Below are 17,709 nucleotides of genomic sequence, written 5' to 3' on the forward strand. Positions count from 1 at the left end.
AACCCTGTTCCATGGCTCCAGATGACAAACATGATCTCATATCAGGGACTTGTTCGCACCTTCCTTAGCCCAGGTAACAGCCTGCGTTCTATTTTTTACAGATATCTTGCGAAAAAGATTATATAAATGTGTCTTCACGGTATTCTCGCTAATAAATAGCAGGCGGGCAATTTCAACATTCGAGGCACCCATTCGCAGCTTATTAAGAATATCCTTTTCGCGCTGCGTCAACCCGCTGGTATCGTCATGGTACCGGTAACTGCCCGACTGATTAATAAGATAGCTGGTGAGATCGTGAGGAAAATGGCAACCACCGTTCATCACGTTGCGAATGCCACCCACTAAGGTTTGTTCATCGACGGAAAGATGAAACACTGCGCTAATACCAAACCATGACTCTACTTCATGAAAGTGATAGTCCTCTGGCATATTAATGAGCAAAACTTTCACTTTTTCACGTAATCGTCGTAGTTCACTTTGCCAGAGTAAGGTCCTTTTTTTATCCGACTCACTAAGATCAAAAAGAACCAGAACGCGCTCGGCGTCAGTCTGCTCGAGCATTTTTTGAATATTCTGAATTCTGACATTAATTGGTAATGATGTTTTGAGTTGATGAACCAGGGCAGTGGCCTGCAATGACGGCCTGGTTATTAACAGCAAAATATCGTTATGTACCGGTTCAGTTTCTTTCGGCATTATGAAACCCCATCCCGCTTGCTGCTCGGAACGCGATCTCTTTCTGCTATGCACACAATATGCATACGCAGAAAGAGTCGCCGTTCTGTGTAGTTGCTGATTTAATAAGTATGACAATTAATAAGTATGACAATAAAGGCTATTAAGCACAGAATGTGCGCTTGTTTCCTAAGTGCTGCAATACTGTTCAATCTAGACATTGGCATTTTAATCGCAAGGGTTATTTGTGTTTCAAAATGTAACAATAACATGTCAGGTTATTACGAAGAAATACACTATTGGTTATGATTTATATAAAGAAAATAATTTTATCTTTTCCCATAGCGCCTGAGCCAACATGCGTATTTACACTTCAGTCTATTCAAGGTATGCCATCTTCTGCCGACAATGCCGCTAGCTGTAAACTTTCTATTCCATCATTTAGCTTATGGAAGAATAATTTAGCTTAGAGCCTATCCCAATAGGGTTTTGTTCCAGACAATGACACCACAGGCAAAATGCAGCATCGCCTCATAATTCTCGACCTTCTTCTCCCAACGAGTCAGGACACGGCGGTAGCGATTCATCCAACTGTGTGTTCTCTCTACAACCCAGCGGTGAGCCTTAAAATCCGTGTATTTGATGGCCTCTGACTCATCCTTTCGTGACTGGATATGAGGTTCATAGCGACGACTTTTCAGATACGATTCCAGCCATTCCGCTTCATACCCTTTGTCCATGCACAACCGGAGCCTCTTGCCCGGTCTGCCCGTCTGGAGGGCATCGAGCGTATCCGTAACCAACTTTATGTCGTGCGTATTTGCTCCGGCAACAACCAGTGCAAGCGGTAGCCCGTTCCCGTCAGTCATCAGACTGCGCTTTACGCCCTGTTTCCCCCGGTCTGTAGGGTTCCTGCCTGTTTTTTTGAGCCTGCCAGCGGTGATTTGGTTATACAACCATCCATCGACAGCCACGACCAGTCAATAGAGTCCAACTGTTCGCAAGCAAGCAACCCATTTTGCCAGAAGCGTTCAAATACTCCAGCATCTCGCCACTCCTGAAATCGGCGATGAGCAGAGCTTGACGAGCATATACCGGTGGCATTCAGCGCATTCCATTGGCAGCCCGTCCTGAGTACGAAGAAAATGGCGTTCATTGCAGCGCGATTATCAACCCGCTTGCGGTGCGTACCCAGCGGGTGTTGAGTTTTATGCTCCGGGATGAGTGGAGCCATTTTCTCCCAGAGTCCATCACTGATCTGCCACTTGTTGCCCGCCACGCTTCGCCCTCAGAAATTATCATATTTTATTATCTGACAATTCCTTTTGGGATAGGTTCTTAGGCCGTAAAGCGCTAAATACTGTTGTGCTATCGCGGCAGCCCGCTCCGTTTGCATCCGCCTGGTGACGCCGCTGCCAGCCTGTCTCATTCCTGAATCCTCATACTATCGACTGACGCTCATTTTCAAAATACGTAATCCAGGCGAAAACAATGATTATTTCTGTCGAACATACTCAATCCATAAATCAGCGACTGCCGCACTCCGTAAGCGGACGAAGCTATCGCTGGTTTAACTCCTGACTTTAACCGTCGGTTAAATCAAGGTGCCATTATGAAACAGTGGTTCTTATTAATACCCTTATTGGGCTGTTCATATCTGGCTACTGCGGGAGGCGATCTGGCGGGCTCTGAGTTTTCAGGGTTAAGTCAATATCGTCAGAACTACGATATGGTAGCAATTACTGGCCAACATGGCAGCGGTAATAACGCGTCTATTAACCAGTCAGGCTCGCATATTTATGGTTCTATTTCTCAGGTGGGTGGGTATAACAACGCGATATTAAATCAAAATGGTTTTAATAATCGCGCTGCAATAGCGCAATACGGTAATGGTAATAACGCTACGGTAAGCCAATCAGGGACGAATAATTCTGCAGAGGTCGTGCAGGCAGGATCGGCGAACCAGGCGGATATTACGCAAACTGGTTTTGATAACTCTGCAAAAATTGTCAGCAAAGGCGTTGGCAATATTACGCAGATTAATCAAACAGGCACAAGCCGCGGCGCGGCCGTTGTGCAAAATTCGGCAGGAATGGCAATTCGCATTACCCAAAATTAGCGTTTTAACTGATTGACCAATCTCTAAACCTATGGGGTATCTTAATGAAAACGTGGAAAATTGTTATTTTGTCAACACTGTTAGCATCGGGTGTCGCTGTGGCAAGTGAAGATGGCAAAGGCGGTGGTAGTTGGCCTGGTAATGGTAATGGCGGCGGCGGTGGCAGCGGCGTCACGCTTCCGGATATCCCGACAATTACGGGCAAAGCCCCTATCGTCCCGCAAAGCGGCAAATGGGATCAGGCCATTCATATTTACCAGCCGGGAAACGGTAACTTCTCCCAGGCCGATCAGGCGAGCTCATCCGGCTCCGTCATTGATGTCCATCAGTACGGCAGTTATGGCAGTTCTATCGTCAACCAGGCTGCGACCAAAAGCGCTGTCTTCGTAAACCAATATGGTTCGGGTAACCAATCTTCGGCGACGCAGAAAGGTACCACTAGTTCTATCAGCGTCACTCAAAAAGGCGCAAACAACATCTCTTCTGCGACACAGCAATCGGGTGGTCAGGGTAACGCCATTGTGGTGTCACAAGATGGCACTGGCAATAATTCCGGCGTTAAACAATCTGGCACCAGTAACTCAAGCTCTGTAGTACAGAGCGGCAACTACAACCTCTCTGATATTGTCCAGGCGGGCAGCAAAAGTATTGTTGATGTACAGCAGTCTGTCGGCAACAACAAGTCTTACGTGAATCAGAGCGCTAATGATTCGGCTATTTTAGTGTCTCAGACCAACGCGGGTAACTTCAGCAGCGTCGGTCAGACGCATAACAATGCGGTGACCTACGTTCAGCAATCCGGTTCAGGTAACATTTCGTACGTTAATCAGAACTAACCCCTACAGCCGGATGAATTTTTCATCCGGCTGTCTTTCGCTCAATGACGAGGACTTCTATGCACCTCCTGCTTATCGCCGCCGCGCTCAGCAACCAACTGTGGTTTGAAACCCAACAGCAGGATAACGCGCTGGTTGTCACACCGATGGCGACGCTGACAAACGATTGCAGCTGCCAGATGACGATTAACGTGATTCATCAGGGGCAGTCCGGGCAAAGCAACAGCAGCCAAAGCGGCAGCGTCGTGATAAAAGGTCAGCATCCGCAGCCGCTGGCCAGCATGATGCTGGATATTCCCCACGGCGAATGGACACAAATCACCGTCACCCTCAGCGACAGTAAAGGCGTTATTTTGCAGCAAAGCTGGAGTTCGCCGACGAAGGTTTGATTTTCCCCTCCCCTTCTTTATATCCTTATCCTCTTTCTTGCCCGATAAGGATGCCGCATGTTTAAACCTCACGTTACCGTCGCCTGCGTGGTTCACGCCGAAGGCAAATTTTTGCTGGTAGAAGAAACCATCAATGGCAAAGTGCTGTGGAATCAGCCTGCCGGCCATCTGGAAGCCGACGAAACCCTGATACAGGCCGCCGAGCGCGAGCTGTGGGAAGAGACCGGCATTCGCGCAACGCCGCAGCATTTTGTGCGTCTGCATCAGTGGCTGGCACCCGACCACACGCCGTTTCTGCGCTTTCTTTTCGTCATTGAACTTGCCGAAATGTGCGCCACTGAACCGCACGATAGCGATATCGATCGCTGCCTGTGGCTCAGCGCCGAAGAGATCCTCAATGCCAAAAACCTCCGGTCTGCGCTGGTTGCCGAAAGCATCCGCTGCTATCAGCAGGGCGAGCGCTATCCGCTGTCGTTGATCGGTGCATTTAACTGGCCGTTTACCGAGGGTGCCAAGTAACAGGCTGCGTGCTAGAATATGCCGCCTTGAAGTCCAATGTCGTGAGTATTCCAATGTCAGAAAGCCAGAAAAAAGTGATCGTCGGCATGTCCGGCGGTGTTGATTCCTCCGTTTCCGCCTACCTGTTGCAACAACAGGGCTATAAGGTGGAGGGCCTGTTCATGAAGAACTGGGAGGAAGACGACGGCGAGGAATACTGCACTGCCGCCGCCGACCTTGCCGATGCGCAAGCGGTATGCGATAAGCTCGGCATTGAGCTGCACACCGTTAACTTTGCCGCCGAATACTGGGACAACGTATTTGAGCTCTTCCTGGAAGAGTACAAAGCGGGCCGCACGCCCAACCCGGATATCCTGTGCAACAAAGAGATCAAATTCAAAGCCTTCCTCGAGTTTGCCGCAGAAGATCTCGGCGCCGACTACATTGCCACCGGCCACTACGTGCGCCGCGCCGATGTTAACGGCAAGAGCCAGCTGCTGCGCGGCCTCGATGGCAACAAAGACCAGAGCTACTTCCTTTATACGCTGAGCCACGAACAGATCGCGCAAAGCCTGTTCCCGGTCGGCGAACTGGAAAAGCCGCAGGTGCGTAAAATCGCCGAAGAGCTGGATCTCATCACCGCGAAGAAAAAAGACTCCACCGGTATCTGCTTTATCGGCGAGCGTAAATTCCGCGAGTTCCTCGGCCGCTACCTGCCCGCACAGCCGGGTAAAATTATCACCGTCGATGGCGAAGAGATCGGTACTCATCAGGGGCTGATGTATCACACGCTGGGCCAGCGCAAAGGTTTGGGCATCGGAGGCACCAAAGAAGGCAGCGAAGATCCGTGGTACGTGGTGGATAAAGACGTTGAGAACAACATTCTGGTTGTCGCTCAGGGTCACGATCATCCGCGCCTGATGTCCGTGGGGCTGATTGCCCAGCAGCTGCATTGGGTGGATCGCGAACCGGTCACCGGCACCTTCCGCTGCACCGTGAAGACCCGCTACCGCCAGACGGATATCCCGTGCACCGTCACCGCGCTGGATGCAGAACGTATTGAGGTTCGCTTTGATGAACCTGTTGCCGCTGTTACCCCTGGCCAGTCCGCCGTGTTCTATCGCGGTGAAGTCTGCCTCGGCGGCGGCGTGATTGAGCAGCGCCTGCCGCTGCCTGTGGAATAAAGCCCTCCCCGAGCAGGGCATAACGTAGTCTGCCTGGCGTCGCGCCGTCGGGCAGCGCAACAAGGAGTTAGCGTGGCGAAGAATTACTATGACATCACCCTGGCGCTGGCGGGAATTTGCCAGTCCGCCCGTCTGGTGCAGCAGTTGGCCCATCAGGGGCACTGCGAAGGCGACGCGTTACACGTTTCGCTCAACAGCGTCATCGACCTTAACCCAGACTCCGCGCTGGGTGTGTTTGGTGGCAGCGAAGCCAATCTTCGTCTCGGCCTTGAAACCTTACTCGGCGTGCTGAACGCCAGCAGCCGCCAGGGGCTGAACGCCGAGCTGACTCGCTATACGCTCAGCCTGATGGTGCTCGAGCGCAAGCTTGCCGCCGCCAAAGGCGCAATGGACACGCTGGGCAACCGCATCAGCGGCCTGCAGCGTCAGCTCGACCATTTTGATTTGCAGTCCGATACGCTGCTCAGCGCCATGGCAGGTATCTATGTGGACGTCATCAGCCCACTCGGCCCGCGTATTCAGGTGACTGGCTCCCCTGCAGTGCTGCAAAGCCCGCAGGTGCAGGCCAAAGTCCGTGCTTCGCTGCTGGCGGGGATCCGCTCGGCGGTGCTGTGGCACCAGGTCGGCGGCGGACGTCTGCAGCTCATGTTTTCTCGTAATCGCCTGACCACTCAGGCAAAACAAATTCTCGCTCATTTAACCCCGGAGTTGTGATCTATGGAATTATCCTCACTGACCGCCGTTTCCCCTGTCGATGGACGCTACGGCGATAAAGTCAGCGCGCTGCGCGGGATTTTCAGCGAATATGGTTTGCTGAAATTCCGTGTACAAGTCGAAGTACGCTGGCTGCAGAAGCTGGCCGCACACGCAGCCGTCAAGGAAGTTCCTGCTTTTGCTGCCGACGCAAACGGTTACCTTGATAGCATCGTGGCTAACTTCTCTGAAGAAGACGCCGCGCGCATTAAAACTATCGAGCGCATCACCAACCACGACGTCAAGGCGGTTGAGTATTTCCTGAAAGAGAAAGTCGCGTCGGTGCCTGAGCTGCACGCCGTGTCTGAGTTTATTCACTTTGCCTGCACCTCCGAAGACATCAACAACCTGTCTCACGCACTGATGCTGAAAACCGCGCGCGAAGAAGTGGTGCTGCCGTACTGGCGTAAAATTATTGATGCCATTAAAGACCTGGCGGTGCAGTATCGTGATATCCCGCTTCTCTCCCGTACCCACGGTCAGCCCGCTACGCCGTCCACCATCGGCAAAGAAATGGCCAACGTCGCGTACCGTATGGAGCGTCAGTTCCGTCAGCTGGGCCAGGTAGAAATTCTGGGCAAAATCAACGGTGCGGTAGGTAACTACAATGCCCACATCGCCGCATACCCGGACGTTGACTGGCACCAGTTCAGCGAAGAGTTCGTGACCTCGCTGGGCATTCAGTGGAACCCGTACACCACCCAGATTGAGCCACACGACTATATTGCCGAGCTGTTTGACTGCATCGCGCGCTTCAACACCATCCTGATCGACTTCGATCGCGACGTGTGGGGCTACATTGCGCTGAACCACTTCAAGCAGAAAACCATCGCTGGCGAGATTGGTTCTTCCACCATGCCGCATAAGGTCAACCCAATCGACTTCGAAAACTCCGAAGGCAACCTGGGCCTGTCGAACGCGGTGCTGCAGCATCTGGCGAGCAAACTGCCGGTATCTCGCTGGCAGCGCGATCTGACCGACTCCACCGTGCTGCGTAACCTGGGCGTGGGTATCGGCTACGCGCTGATCGCCTACCAGTCTACGCTGAAGGGCGTGAGCAAGCTGGAAGTGAACCGCGATCGTCTGCTCGACGAGCTGGATCACAACTGGGAAGTACTGGCCGAGCCTATCCAGACCGTTATGCGTCGCTACGGCATCGAGAAGCCGTACGAGAAGCTGAAAGAACTGACCCGCGGCAAACGCGTTGACGCTGAAGGCATGAAACAGTTCATCGACGGCCTTGCGCTGCCGGAAGAAGAGAAAACCCGCCTCAAGGCGATGACACCGGCTAACTATATCGGCCGCGCCATCACCATGGTCGACGAGCTGAAATAATCCCGTCTCCTCCTCTCCTTCTTTCCGAAGGAGAGGGCATTCCTTATCCGGCCTACAGCATTAGGGACTTTTCCTGTAATTTAAGAAATGTTTATCTCCATCGCGACATAATCAGCGTTAAACTATTCATGTCACTAATTTAATGGAGAAACAGCATGCGCGTACTCGTCGTAGAGGACAACGCTCTGTTACGTCACCATCTGAAAGTTCAGCTCCAGGAAATGGGCCATCAGGTGGATGCCGCAGAAGACGCGAAGGAAGCAGATTATTATTTAGGCGAGCACCTCCCCGATATTGCGATTGTCGATCTGGGCCTGCCGGATGAAGATGGCCTGTCGCTGATTCGCCGCTGGCGCAGCCACGATATCTCACTGCCGATTCTGGTGCTGACGGCCCGTGAGAGCTGGCAGGATAAGGTGGAAGTTCTGAGCGCCGGTGCTGATGATTACGTGACCAAACCGTTCCATATTGAAGAGGTCGCCGCCCGCATGCAGGCGCTGATGCGCCGTAATAGCGGCCACGCGTCGCAGGTGATATCTCTGCCGCCGTTCCAGGTTGACCTGTCGCGCCGCGAGCTGTCCATTAATGAAGAAGTGATCAAACTCACCGCCTTCGAATACACCATTATGGAAACGCTGATCCGCAACAATGGCAAGGTTGTCAGTAAAGATTCTCTCATGCTTCAGCTCTACCCTGACGCCGAACTGCGCGAAAGCCACACGATTGATGTGCTGATGGGGCGTCTGCGTAAGAAAATTCAGGCCCAGTATCCGCACGACGTGATTATTACCGTGCGCGGTCAGGGCTACCTGTTCGAACTACGCGAATGAAGCATATTCGTCGGCATATTCTGCCGCTGTCGCTGCGGATGCGTTTTCTGCTGGCGACGGCTGCCGTGGTTATCGTGCTGTCGCTGGCCTACGGCATGGTGGCGCTGGTCGGCTACAGCGTCAGTTTTGATAAAACCACTTTTCGTCTGCTGCGCGGCGAGAGCAACCTGTTCTATACCCTGGCAAAATGGGAAAACAATGCGCTGAGCGTTGATATTCCCGACAATCTCAATATGCAAAGCCCTACGGTAGCGTTGATCTACAACGACAAAGGCCAGCTGCTGTGGCAGCAAAAAGACCTGCCGTGGTTGACCAAACGTATTCAGCCGGAGTGGCTGCGGGGCAACGGTTTTTATGAAATTGAAGCCGACGTCAACTCTACCAGTACGCTGCTGCGCAACGATCATGAGATGCAAAAAGAGCTCACCGAGATGCGTGAACAGGGGGACGACTCAGAAATGACTCACTCGGTGGCGGTCAACAGCTACCCGGCCACCAGCCTGATGCCCGCGCTGGTGATCGTGGTCATCGACACCATTCCGATAGAGCTGAAACGCTCCTATATGGTCTGGAGTTGGTTCTCCTACGTGGTTGCCGCCAACCTGCTGCTGGTCATTCCGCTGCTGTGGATAGCCGCTCACTGGAGCCTGCGCCCGATTGCCGACCTCACCCGCGAAGTGCGCGAACTGGAAGAGCACCACCGTGAGCATCTTAATCCCGATACCACCCGCGAGCTCACCAGCCTGGTACGCAACCTGAACCGACTGCTGAAAAGCGAACGCGAGCGCTATGACAAATATCGCACCACCCTAACCGACCTGACGCACAGTCTGAAAACGCCGCTGGCGGTGCTGCAAAGCTCGCTACGTTCGCTGCGCAGCGAGAAAATCACCGTCAGTGAAGCCGAGCCGGTTATGCTGGAGCAAATCAGCCGTATCTCGCAGCAAATCGGCTACTACCTGCACCGTGCCAGCATGCGTACCGACAGCACCCTGGTCAGCCGCGAGCTGCACCCGGTTGCGCCGCTGCTAGACAGCCTGACCTCGGCGCTGAATAAAGTCTATCAGCGCAAAGGGGTGAACATCACGCTGGATATTTCGCCGGAGATAACCTTTGCAGGTGAACAAAATGACTTTATGGAAGTCATGGGCAACCTGCTGGATAACGCCTGTAAATACTGCCTGGAGTTTGTGGAAGTGTCCGCCCGCCAGACCGACGATTACCTGCACATTATCGTTGAGGATGACGGCCCCGGTATTCCACAGAGCAAGCGTGATATCGTCTTCGACCGCGGTCAGCGCGCCGATACCATGCGTCCAGGTCAGGGCGTTGGCCTCGCCGTCGCTCGCGATATTGTTGAACAGTATGACGGCCATATTGCTGCCCACGATAGCCTGCTCGGCGGGGCGAAAATGGAGGTTATCTTCGGCCACCAGAACCTGGACAGTCACGAAGGGTAAATTCTGTTTCCGCAGCAAGGTAGTTTTGTGAATAAGATGTATAATCCAGGACATATCTCTGCTGCGGAAATAGTCATATGGAATACCACTTAACGTTAAACTGGGCCGATTTTCTGGCTCGCTACTGGCAAAAGCGCCCGGTCGTTCTTAAACGCGGCTTCGCCAACTTTATTGACCCCATATCACCGGATGAACTGGCGGGTCTGGCGATGGAAAATGAGGTCGATAGCCGCCTGGTTAGCCATCTCGACGGCGACTGGCAGGTGAGCCACGGCCCGTTCGAAAGCTTCGACCACCTCGGCGAGAGCAACTGGTCGCTGTTGGTGCAGGCCGTCGATCACTGGCACGAACCGTCCAGCGCGCTGATGCGTCCATTCCGCGCCCTGCCCGATTGGCGTATTGACGATCTGATGATCTCTTTTTCGGTACCCGGCGGCGGCGTTGGCCCGCATGTCGATCAGTACGATGTCTTTATTATCCAGGGGACCGGCCGCCGTCGCTGGCGCGTAGGCGAGAAAACCGCCCTTAAACAGCACTGCCCGCACCCTGACCTGCTGCAGGTGCAGCCGTTTGACGCCATCATTGATGAAGAGATGGAGCCGGGCGACATTCTTTACATCCCGCCAGGATTCCCGCATGAAGGCTACGCGCTGGAAAACTCGCTTAACTACTCTGTAGGCTTCCGTTCGCCGAACAGCCGTGAGCTGATCAGCGGCTTTGCCGACTACATTCTGCAGCGCGACTTGGGCAACCAGCACTACAGCGATCCGGACGTGCCCTCGCGCGATCATCCGGCAGACTTACTGCCACAGGAAGTCGACAGCCTTCGCGAGATGATGCTGGGATTAATTCAGCAGCCGGAGCACTTCCAGCAGTGGCTGGGCGAATTTATCAGCCAGTCGCGCCACGAGCTGGATATTGCGCCGCCGGAGCCGCCGTACCAGCCGGATGAAATCTACGATGCCTTGCAGCAAGGCGACATGCTTCAGCGTCTGGGCGGGCTGCGGGTGATCCGTATCGGCGATGATTTCTTCGTCAACGGCGAGAAGGTGGATTCTCCGCACCATCAGGCGCTGGATGCGATGGCGGGCAGCATCATGCTGGAAAGCCAGCATTTTGGTGAAGCGCTGGACGATCCATCGTTCCTGGCGCTGCTGGCTGCGCTGGTCAACAGCGGCTACTGGTTCTTTGCAGAATAAACCACCGAATCTATACCGATAGTAGGCCGGATAAGGCGTTTACGCCGCCATCCGGCCTACATAAAAACCCAGCGCGAATCTACGCCGGGTTTTCTTTGACGGTTAGCCGCGCTGGGCCGTCAGCTCAGCGATACGCACAATCACCTGCACCGCTTTCTCCATCCCTTCCAGGGTCACAAATTCATGCTTGCCGTGGTAGTTATAGCCGCCGGTGAAAATGTTCGGACACGGTAGCCCCATAAAGGAGAGCTGCGCGCCGTCGGTGCCGCCGCGAATCGGCTTGAGATCCGGCTCAATATCGCAGTCGCGCATCGCCTGCTGAGCAATCTCGACGATATGCGGATGCTCCGCCACCTTCTCGCGCATATTGTAATAGCTGTCTTCAATGATCAGTTCAATATAGCAATCCGGGTGCAGGCCTTTGCCGACCTTTTTGGCGATTTCCATCATCTTGCGCTTACGGGCTTCAAACTGCTTACGTTCAAAGTCGCGCACAATGTAGTGCATCTCGGCGCGATCTACCGAACCTTTGATGCTGGTCAGATGGTAAAAACCTTCATAGCCTTCGGTTTTTTCCGGGCTTTCATCGGCGGGCACTTCCGCATGAATGCGCGCCGCCAGCGACAGCGCGTTGACCATCACTCCTTTCGCAGTTCCCGGGTGGACGTTATTACCGACAATCTTGATCGTCACCGATGCGGCATTAAAGTTTTCGTACTCCAGCTCGCCCACGCCGCCGCCGTCAATGGTGTAGGCCCACTGAGCGTTAAAAGCCTCAACGTCGAAATGTTTTGCCCCTTTGCCCACTTCTTCGTCCGGCGTGAAGGCCACGCGAATGTCGCCGTGCGGGATATTTTTCTCTTTCAGCACCGCCAGCGCGGTCATGATTTCGGCGATCCCTGCTTTATCATCGGCGCCGAGCAGCGTTTTACCATCGGTGGTGATCAGCGTCTGCCCCAGCAACTGGTGCAGCACCGGGAACATCACCGGTGACAGCACTTCGTCGCCGATACCCAGCGCGATATCGCCGCCGCGGTAGTTTTCCACGATCTGCGGGTTAACGTTTTTACCGCTAAAGTCCGGGGCGGTATCCACATGGGAGATAAAACCAATCGCCGGAATGTCGCCGCTGACGTTGGCCGGCAGAGTCCCCATGACGGTGCCCTTTTCGCTCAACGTGACGTTAACCAGCCCCATCGTTTCCAATTGCTCTTTGAGCAGATGTAACAGTTTCCACTGCCCTTCGGTACTCGGCACCTGACGCACGCCGGGCTTCGATTGCGTGTCCAGAGAAACGTACTGCAAAAAACGCTCAAGCAATTTATCCATGTAGCCACCCTCACTTTTTGTGACAACATTATCAATAAGCCATAAAAGACAAATATTGCGTCAGGTCACTTTTAGCCCGTCAAAGGCGACTTTTTTTCCCCGAACGGCATCTAATCGTCAGATATTCCTATAGGAAGTTTAACAAGGATTGGCGATTGAGTACGTTTGCCGTAGAATGCCAGCCCTTATTAATACGAATCAGACCTCTAAACGTCTAAAGGTGGTTAACCACAAACCCCGCATCGGGAAGCGATACCGTCGATCGAAGATGATGTGTATCCACGGTGCGTTTACATGGGACAGAGTAATAAATTGAACACAAAATCGCGTTCGCTGTCGCCGCTGGTCGAACTGGTGGGGATTCGCAAGGACTTCGATGGTAAAACGGTCATTTCGGATCTCGATTTGACCATCAATAACGGTGAGTTCCTCACGCTGCTTGGCCCTTCTGGCTGCGGCAAAACGACCGTACTACGCCTGATTGCCGGGCTTGAAAGCGTTGACGCAGGGCAGATCCACCTGGAAAACCAGGATATCACCCGCGTTCCGGCCGAAGATCGCCACGTTAATACCGTATTTCAGAGCTACGCGCTGTTTCCGCATATGACCGTTTTCGATAACGTCGCGTTTGGCCTGCGTATGCAGAAAACGCCGGCGAGCGAAATTGCGCCACGCGTGCACGACGCCCTGCGGATGGTACAGCTGGAAGAGTTTGCCCAGCGCAAGCCACACCAGCTCTCCGGCGGCCAGCAGCAGCGCGTCGCCATCGCCCGTGCGGTAGTCAATAAGCCAAGCCTGCTGCTGCTCGACGAATCGCTCTCTGCGCTTGACTACAAGCTGCGTAAACAGATGCAAAACGAACTGAAGGCGTTGCAGCGTAAGCTCGGTATCACCTTCGTGTTCGTTACCCACGATCAGGAAGAAGCGCTGACGATGTCCGACCGTATCGTGGTCATGCGCGACGGCAAAATCGAGCAGGACGGTACGCCGCGTGAAATCTACGAAGAGCCGAAAAACCTGTTTGTCGCCGGCTTTATTGGCGAGATCAACCTGTTCGATGCGACCGTGATCGCACGTCTTGACGATCTGCGGGTACGCGCCAACGTCGAAGGCCGTGAATGCAATATCTACGTCAACTTCCCGGTTGTTCCGGGACAAAAGCTCAACGTTCTGTTGCGCCCGGAAGATCTGCGCGTCGAGGAGATCCATGACGGCAATGAACTGGAAGGACTGATTGGCTACATCCGTGAACGTAACTATAAAGGGATGACGCTGGAGTCGGTCGTTGAGCTGGAAAACGGCAAGATGGTGATGGTCAGCGAGTTCTTTAACGAAGACGATCCGGACTTTGACCACTCGCTGGACCAGAAAATGGCGATTAACTGGGTCGAAAGCTGGGAGGTCGTACTGGCTGATGAAGAGCACAAGTAAATTCCAGAATGTGGTGATTGCCACAATTGTCGGTTGGCTTGTGCTGTTCGTGTTCCTGCCCAACCTGATGATCATCGTCACCAGCTTCCTGACCCGTGACGATGCCAACTTTGTTCAGATGGTGTTCACGCTGGACAACTATACGCGTCTGCTCGATCCGCTCTACGCGCAGGTGCTACTGCACTCGCTGAACATGGCGGCCATCGCCACGCTGGCGTGCCTGGTACTGGGCTATCCGTTTGCCTGGTTCCTGGCCCGGCTGCCGCAGAAAGTGCGCCCGCTGCTGCTGTTTCTGCTGATCGTGCCCTTCTGGACCAACTCGCTGATTCGCATCTACGGGCTGAAAATCTTCCTCAGCACCAAAGGCTACCTCAACGAATTTCTGCTGTGGCTTGGCATCATTGATACGCCAATGCGGATTATGTTCACCCCCAGCGCCGTGATCATCGGCCTGGTGTACATCCTGCTGCCGTTTATGGTGATGCCGCTCTATTCCAGCATCGAAAAGCTCGATAAACCGCTGCTGGAAGCCGCTAAAGACCTTGGCGCCAGCAAGCTGCAAACCTTCATTCGCATTATTATTCCGCTTACCATGCCGGGTATTATTGCGGGCTGTCTGCTGGTGATGCTGCCGGCGATGGGCCTCTTCTACGTCTCCGATCTCATGGGCGGGGCGAAAAACCTGCTGATTGGTAACGTCATTAAGAGCCAGTTCCTCAACATTCGCGACTGGCCGTTCGGCGCGGCCACCAGCATAACGCTGACGGTGGTGATGGGGCTGATGCTGCTGGTGTACTGGCGCGCGTCGCGCCTGCTCAATAAAAAGGTGGAGCTGGAATGATAGGTCGACTGCTGCGCGGCGGCTTTATGACCGCCATTTATGCGTATCTTTATATTCCGATTATCATTTTGATCGTGAACTCGTTTAACAGTTCGCGTTTCGGGATCAACTGGCAGGGTTTTACCACCCAGTGGTACAGCCTGTTGATGAACAACGATAGCCTGCTGCAGGCGGCCCAGCACTCGCTGACGATGGCGATTTTCTCCGCGACCGCCGCCACGCTCATCGGCTCGTTAACCGCCGTGGCGCTGTATCGCTATCGCTTCCGCGGTAAACCGTTCGTCAGCGGCATGCTGTTCGTGGTGATGATGTCGCCAGATATCGTCATGGCTATCTCGCTGCTGGTGCTGTTTATGCTGCTTGGGATCCAGCTCGGCTTCTGGTCGCTGCTGTTCTCCCACATCACCTTCTGCCTGCCGTTCGTGGTGGTCACCGTCTTCTCCCGTCTGAAGGGCTTTGACGTACGCATGCTGGAGGCGGCAAAAGATCTGGGGGCCAGCGAGCTGACTATCCTGTGGAAAATTATTCTGCCGCTGGCGATGCCGGCGGTGGCGGCGGGCTGGCTGCTGAGCTTCACCCTGTCGATGGATGATGTCGTGGTCTCGTCGTTCGTTACCGGGCCCAGCTACGAAATTCTGCCGCTGAAGATTTATTCAATGGTGAAAGTCGGCGTGTCGCCGGAAGTGAACGCGCTGGCAACGATTCTGCTGGTTCTGTCGCTGGTCATGGTGATTGCCAGCCAGCTGATTGCTCGTGATAAAACCAAGGGCCTGAAGGTCAGGCGCACAACTCAGGGGACGTAAAATGATGAAATGGTCACGCCACCTGCTCGCGGCAGGTGCTTTAGCGCTCGGCATGAGCGTAGCCCACGCGGACGATAGCAAAACGCTGTATTTCTATAACTGGACGGAATACGTTCCGCCCGGACTGCTGGAACAGTTCACCAAAGAGACCGGCATCAAGGTTATCTATTCGACCTACGAGTCGAATGAAACCATGTACGCCAAGCTTAAAACCTATAAAGACGGTGCCTATGATCTGGTGGTGCCGTCCACCTACTTTGTCGACAAAATGCGCAAAGAAGGGATGATTCAGAAGATCGATAAAACCCAACTGAGCAACTTCAGCAATCTTGACCCAGAGATGCTCAACAAGCCGTTTGACCCGAACAATGACTACTCTATTCCGTACATCTGGGGCGCAACGGCGATCGGCGTCAACAGCGATGCCATCGATCCGAAAAGCGTCACCAGTTGGGCCGACCTGTGGAAGCCGGAATACAAAAGCAGCCTGCTGCTGACCGACGATGCGCGCGAAGTGTTCCAGGTTGCTCTGCGCAAGCTCGGCTACTCTGGTAACACGACGGATCCGAAAGAGATTGAAGCCGCCTATAACGAGCTGAAAAAACTGATGCCGAACGTTGCCGCGTTCAACTCCGACAACCCGGCGAACCCGTATATGGAAGGCGAAGTTAACCTCGGTATGGTCTGGAACGGCTCGGCGTTCGTGGCTCGCCAGGCCGGCACGCCGCTGGAAATCGTGTGGCCGAAAGAAGGCGGTATCTTCTGGATGGACAGCCTGTCGATTCCGGCCAATGCCAAAAATAAAGAGGGCGCGCTGAAGCTGATTAACTTCCTGCTGCGCCCGGACGTGGCAAAACAGGTTGCGGAAACCATCGGCTACCCGACGCCTAACCTGGCGGCACGCAAACTGCTGAGCCCGGAGGTGGCCAACGATAAGTCGCTCTACCCTGACGCCGAAACCATTCAGAAAGGCGAGTGGCAGAACGACGTCGGCAACGCCAGCGCGCTGTATGAACAGTATTATCAGAAACTGAAAGCCGGACGTTAAGCGTCCACGCGTCGGGACACCGTGCGTCCCGACGCTCACCTCACCCGCGGGTAGAAATAGCGCACCCGAAATTCATCGTTATTGTTATACAGTACCGAATAGTCGAGCGGCCTGCCCGAGGGTTCCACGGCCTGCGTTTCGATACGAATCACCGGGTCCTTTTCGCTCAGATTGAGCATCCGCGCCACGTCTCGGCGAGCTAAAGTGGTAGAAAACGTCTCATAGCAGCCGGCGATGGTAATACCGCACTCTTGTTCGAAGAAGTCGAACTTTGAGTGGTTCATGTGCTCCAGCGTCAAACGAGGAAAACGCAGCGCCGACAGCCAGGTTTCCTCCAACTGCATTGGGGTTTTATCCATAGTGCGAATCCGCTTCACGTGGAACAACGGCTCACCCGGGTCACACTGTAGCCAACCGGCAATATTCTCCACTGCCGGGATCACCTCAAAGCTCAGCACGCGGCTGACCGCCGGTTTGCCTTGAATGCGGGCAATCTCGCTAAACCCCATAAATCCATTCAGCCAGGCCACCGTTTTTTTGTGGCGAATAATACTGCCAGCGCCCTGCCGTTTTTCAATAATACCTTCCGCTTCCAGCACCGCCAGCGCTTTACGCAGCGTATTTCGCGACACCTTGAAATGCGCGGCGAGCGATTTTTCCGCCGGTAGCGCATCGCCCTCCCGCCGGTTCGACGTATCAATATATTCATTTATTAAATGGACAACCGAACGGTAAATCATGGCAGCCTCCCTGCGGTTCAGAGAAACAGCATAACGCGATTTCCCCGGATTGCCAGCACGCAAAGGCACCACTAAGGAACACGTTTTTTCATCATTATTTCAATAAGATAAATAATGATTACGCACCATTCCCGCCTACCTATTCCTGTCTGGCGATGTAAATGGACACGTCAGCGCAGAAAAATATTGATGGACTTAACATTATCCCGAGCCAATTAAAACAAAAATACCCGACGACC

General features: G+C 53.8%; 17 protein-coding genes and 1 pseudogene. 14 read left to right on the forward strand and 4 right to left on the reverse strand.

Annotated features, from left to right (window positions below):
- Positions 1 to 36: 36 nt before the first annotated feature.
- The gene (gene csgD / locus H7R56_RS14445) at positions 37 to 696 is read right to left on the reverse strand and encodes a biofilm master transcriptional regulator CsgD (RefSeq protein ID WP_182928290.1); all 660 of its coding nucleotides are present in this window, start codon (positions 694 to 696) and stop codon (positions 37 to 39) included.
- Between the two features lie 452 nt (positions 697 to 1,148).
- A pseudogene (locus H7R56_RS14450) lies at positions 1,149 to 1,954 on the reverse strand (IS5 family transposase).
- Positions 1,955 to 2,287: 333 nt separating this feature from the next.
- On the opposite strand from H7R56_RS14450, the gene H7R56_RS14455 reads away from it, so the two are divergent.
- From H7R56_RS14455 to H7R56_RS14500, 10 genes are all read left to right on the forward strand, one after another.
- Positions 2,288 to 2,794 carry a curlin gene (locus tag H7R56_RS14455; RefSeq protein WP_106926407.1) on the forward strand — a complete coding sequence of 169 codons (507 nt, stop codon included), beginning with the start codon at positions 2,288 to 2,290 and terminating at the stop codon, positions 2,792 to 2,794.
- Between the two features lie 44 nt (positions 2,795 to 2,838).
- Positions 2,839 to 3,630, forward strand: coding sequence for a hypothetical protein (locus H7R56_RS14460; protein ID WP_106926405.1), 792 nt, complete (start codon positions 2,839 to 2,841; stop codon positions 3,628 to 3,630).
- Between the two features lie 59 nt (positions 3,631 to 3,689).
- Positions 3,690 to 4,019, forward strand: coding sequence for a curli assembly chaperone CsgC (csgC, locus tag H7R56_RS14465; RefSeq protein ID WP_181357989.1), 330 nt, complete (start codon positions 3,690 to 3,692; stop codon positions 4,017 to 4,019).
- A 57-nt stretch (positions 4,020 to 4,076) separates the two neighbouring features.
- Entirely contained in the window at positions 4,077 to 4,538 is a 462-nt protein-coding gene (locus H7R56_RS14470; RefSeq protein WP_106926402.1) for an NUDIX hydrolase, read from the forward strand.
- Between the two features lie 53 nt (positions 4,539 to 4,591).
- The gene (mnmA, locus tag H7R56_RS14475; protein ID WP_146145712.1) at positions 4,592 to 5,701 is read left to right on the forward strand and encodes a tRNA 2-thiouridine(34) synthase MnmA; all 1,110 of its coding nucleotides are present in this window, start codon (positions 4,592 to 4,594) and stop codon (positions 5,699 to 5,701) included.
- A gap of 72 nt (positions 5,702 to 5,773) precedes the next feature.
- Positions 5,774 to 6,415: a high frequency lysogenization protein HflD gene (hflD, locus tag H7R56_RS14480; protein WP_106926398.1), complete on the forward strand. Its 642-nt coding sequence runs from the start codon at positions 5,774 to 5,776 to the stop codon at positions 6,413 to 6,415.
- Positions 6,416 to 6,418: 3 nt separating this feature from the next.
- Positions 6,419 to 7,789, forward strand: a complete 1,371-nt coding sequence (gene purB / locus H7R56_RS14485) for an adenylosuccinate lyase (RefSeq protein ID WP_106926396.1) — start codon at positions 6,419 to 6,421, stop codon at positions 7,787 to 7,789.
- 155 nt (positions 7,790 to 7,944) lie between these two features.
- Positions 7,945 to 8,619, forward strand: coding sequence for a two-component system response regulator PhoP (phoP, locus tag H7R56_RS14490; protein WP_106926394.1), 675 nt, complete (start codon positions 7,945 to 7,947; stop codon positions 8,617 to 8,619).
- Positions 8,616 to 10,079 (forward strand): two-component system sensor histidine kinase PhoQ, encoded by a 1,464-nt coding sequence (phoQ, locus tag H7R56_RS14495; protein WP_106926392.1) that lies wholly within the window; start codon positions 8,616 to 8,618, stop codon positions 10,077 to 10,079. The genes phoP and phoQ overlap by 4 nt, the downstream gene beginning before the upstream one ends.
- A 77-nt stretch (positions 10,080 to 10,156) precedes the next feature.
- Entirely contained in the window at positions 10,157 to 11,278 is a 1,122-nt protein-coding gene (locus H7R56_RS14500; RefSeq protein ID WP_106926390.1) for a ribosomal protein uL16 3-hydroxylase, read from the forward strand.
- Between the two features lie 102 nt (positions 11,279 to 11,380).
- Here the strand turns inward: H7R56_RS14500 and pepT are convergent, their stop codons facing one another.
- The gene (gene pepT / locus H7R56_RS14505; RefSeq protein WP_181357988.1) at positions 11,381 to 12,607 is read right to left on the reverse strand and encodes a peptidase T; all 1,227 of its coding nucleotides are present in this window, start codon (positions 12,605 to 12,607) and stop codon (positions 11,381 to 11,383) included.
- A 294-nt stretch (positions 12,608 to 12,901) separates the two neighbouring features.
- On the opposite strand from pepT, the gene potA reads away from it, so the two are divergent.
- The 4 genes from potA to potD are packed head-to-tail and all read left to right on the forward strand — an operon-like array spanning position 12,902 to position 16,730.
- The gene (gene potA, locus H7R56_RS14510; RefSeq protein ID WP_106926386.1) at positions 12,902 to 14,038 is read left to right on the forward strand and encodes a spermidine/putrescine ABC transporter ATP-binding protein PotA; all 1,137 of its coding nucleotides are present in this window, start codon (positions 12,902 to 12,904) and stop codon (positions 14,036 to 14,038) included.
- Complete coding sequence (gene potB, locus H7R56_RS14515; protein ID WP_106926384.1) at positions 14,022 to 14,879, forward strand: spermidine/putrescine ABC transporter permease PotB; 858 nt, start codon at positions 14,022 to 14,024, stop codon at positions 14,877 to 14,879. The genes potA and potB overlap by 17 nt, the downstream gene beginning before the upstream one ends.
- The gene (gene potC, locus H7R56_RS14520) at positions 14,876 to 15,682 is read left to right on the forward strand and encodes a spermidine/putrescine ABC transporter permease PotC (RefSeq protein WP_106926382.1); all 807 of its coding nucleotides are present in this window, start codon (positions 14,876 to 14,878) and stop codon (positions 15,680 to 15,682) included. The genes potB and potC overlap by 4 nt, the downstream gene beginning before the upstream one ends.
- Before the next feature lies 1 nt (position 15,683).
- Positions 15,684 to 16,730: a spermidine/putrescine ABC transporter substrate-binding protein PotD gene (potD, locus tag H7R56_RS14525; RefSeq protein WP_106926380.1), complete on the forward strand. Its 1,047-nt coding sequence runs from the start codon at positions 15,684 to 15,686 to the stop codon at positions 16,728 to 16,730.
- A 35-nt stretch (positions 16,731 to 16,765) separates the two neighbouring features.
- Here potD and H7R56_RS14530 read toward each other — a convergent pair whose 3' ends face one another.
- Positions 16,766 to 17,470 carry a GntR family transcriptional regulator gene (locus tag H7R56_RS14530; protein ID WP_106926378.1) on the reverse strand — a complete coding sequence of 235 codons (705 nt, stop codon included), beginning with the start codon at positions 17,468 to 17,470 and terminating at the stop codon, positions 16,766 to 16,768.
- Positions 17,471 to 17,709: the final 239 nt, after the last annotated feature.

Origin of the sequence: Klebsiella sp. WP3-W18-ESBL-02, from assembly GCF_014168815.1 — a bacterium.
GTDB classification, from domain to species: Bacteria; Pseudomonadota; Gammaproteobacteria; order Enterobacterales; family Enterobacteriaceae; genus Kluyvera; species Kluyvera ascorbata_B.

What these genes read in the sequence shown, in the direction of transcription:
- phoQ (WP_106926392.1), top strand. Translation starts at nt 8,616, where the DNA reads ATGAAGCATATTCGTCGGCATATTCTGCCGCTGTCGCTGCGGATGCGT.
- pepT (WP_181357988.1), bottom strand. Translation starts at nt 12,607, where the DNA reads ATGGATAAATTGCTTGAGCGTTTTTTGCAGTACGTTTCTCTGGACACG.
- H7R56_RS14460 (WP_106926405.1), top strand. Translation starts at nt 2,839, where the DNA reads ATGAAAACGTGGAAAATTGTTATTTTGTCAACACTGTTAGCATCGGGT.
- mnmA (WP_146145712.1), top strand. Translation starts at nt 4,592, where the DNA reads ATGTCAGAAAGCCAGAAAAAAGTGATCGTCGGCATGTCCGGCGGTGTT.
- potA (WP_106926386.1), top strand. Translation starts at nt 12,902, where the DNA reads ATGGGACAGAGTAATAAATTGAACACAAAATCGCGTTCGCTGTCGCCG.
- csgD (WP_182928290.1), bottom strand. Translation starts at nt 696, where the DNA reads ATGCCGAAAGAAACTGAACCGGTACATAACGATATTTTGCTGTTAATA.
- H7R56_RS14530 (WP_106926378.1), bottom strand. Translation starts at nt 17,470, where the DNA reads ATGATTTACCGTTCGGTTGTCCATTTAATAAATGAATATATTGATACG.
- H7R56_RS14500 (WP_106926390.1), top strand. Translation starts at nt 10,157, where the DNA reads ATGGAATACCACTTAACGTTAAACTGGGCCGATTTTCTGGCTCGCTAC.
- csgC (WP_181357989.1), top strand. Translation starts at nt 3,690, where the DNA reads ATGCACCTCCTGCTTATCGCCGCCGCGCTCAGCAACCAACTGTGGTTT.
- potC (WP_106926382.1), top strand. Translation starts at nt 14,876, where the DNA reads ATGATAGGTCGACTGCTGCGCGGCGGCTTTATGACCGCCATTTATGCG.
- phoP (WP_106926394.1), top strand. Translation starts at nt 7,945, where the DNA reads ATGCGCGTACTCGTCGTAGAGGACAACGCTCTGTTACGTCACCATCTG.
- H7R56_RS14470 (WP_106926402.1), top strand. Translation starts at nt 4,077, where the DNA reads ATGTTTAAACCTCACGTTACCGTCGCCTGCGTGGTTCACGCCGAAGGC.
- purB (WP_106926396.1), top strand. Translation starts at nt 6,419, where the DNA reads ATGGAATTATCCTCACTGACCGCCGTTTCCCCTGTCGATGGACGCTAC.
- H7R56_RS14455 (WP_106926407.1), top strand. Translation starts at nt 2,288, where the DNA reads ATGAAACAGTGGTTCTTATTAATACCCTTATTGGGCTGTTCATATCTG.
- potD (WP_106926380.1), top strand. Translation starts at nt 15,684, where the DNA reads ATGATGAAATGGTCACGCCACCTGCTCGCGGCAGGTGCTTTAGCGCTC.
- potB (WP_106926384.1), top strand. Translation starts at nt 14,022, where the DNA reads ATGAAGAGCACAAGTAAATTCCAGAATGTGGTGATTGCCACAATTGTC.